Raw genomic sequence first — 1156 nt, forward strand, 5'->3', positions numbered from 1 at the left:
CCCGTTGAGCACGAATTAAGGATCATGGAAGTCTAATTACATGTTAATCCCATAAACCGTGTAATGAGCTTCTCCTCTCCAGGAAAAATAATGTATACTTCATCCTAAACGAAACCGGTATCAGAGAGATTTAATTTAAGAAAGTAGTTATAGGTAGATGGAATATTTTCATATTAAGGTCAATAGATTTCATATGTAGTATGAAGCATTAAAGTTTCCTAGCGGGTTATCAAGAGTAAATTTAAAGATGTAATTTACTCATGAAATAGGAGCTCCATTATGTTTTAATAAGAAATGAACTGAATTATGGTCTACTGTTCTTAAATATGAAAATAATGGATTAGAAAATGGCATATATTCAAATAGTGGGTTAGTACTTTCATATTTTTCATCTGATTTTCCATTTTCTGTTCTATAGTAAGGACCATTGTAATCACTTTTTACTAGATTTCCATCTGGACCCGGAAGAGGACCGTATCAATTCCCTTTTTCTTCATCATAAACTATAACTCTATTTCTTAATGGATTATTTCCAATTGCGTAATGAGATTTGTTTTCTTCTCCACTTCATCTTTCTCATATTCCTTCATAATATCCATTGCTTGTTGGATTGTTGTATTTAATAAAATCAAAAGCATATTTTATTTTGTAAAGAGCATCATTTAAATTAACAAAATTGCCTTGAAAATCATTTTTAAACATTATTTTAGAATCTGATATTTTTTTGATATTTGAAAGCATTTTTTCAGTTACTGTTTTCTCATATTCTATTAATTTGGCCAAAGTATATAGATCATCGTGTCCACTTCAAATATCATCATTTACTGCTTTTATACAATCTGCTCAATCTTTATCAGGATATGTTTGTTTTATATATTTAACTGTTGGTTTACCATGATCACCAGGGTCAAAAATTGTATGTCAAGGCTTATAAGGTTCATTTTCAATTTGTTTACCTTGTTCAATTTCACTAGTACTATTTCCTTTATCTACTCCATATCGGTGTCATGAATATTCAGCTCTAACTTTATCACCTTTAGAATTTCCTCAGCCTCCATTTGTATTACCTTTTGAGTATCCTCCAGTATCTAAATCTGAAATACGATCATATAGATGTTTTTTGCCTAAACTTTAGGTTTAGCTCAAATTTTGATTT

1 pseudogene is annotated in these 1156 nt (G+C 29.7%); it reads right to left on the reverse strand.

Going from position 1 to position 1156, the window contains the following annotated elements:
• Window positions 1-165: 165 nt before the first annotated feature.
• Window positions 166-1156, reverse strand: a pseudogene (locus tag MBIO_RS05325) (rhoptry family protein); the annotation flags it as partial.

This window comes from Mycoplasmopsis fermentans PG18 (assembly GCF_000209735.1).
Lineage (GTDB): Bacteria > Bacillota_I > Bacilli_A > Mycoplasmatales > Metamycoplasmataceae > Mycoplasmopsis > Mycoplasmopsis fermentans.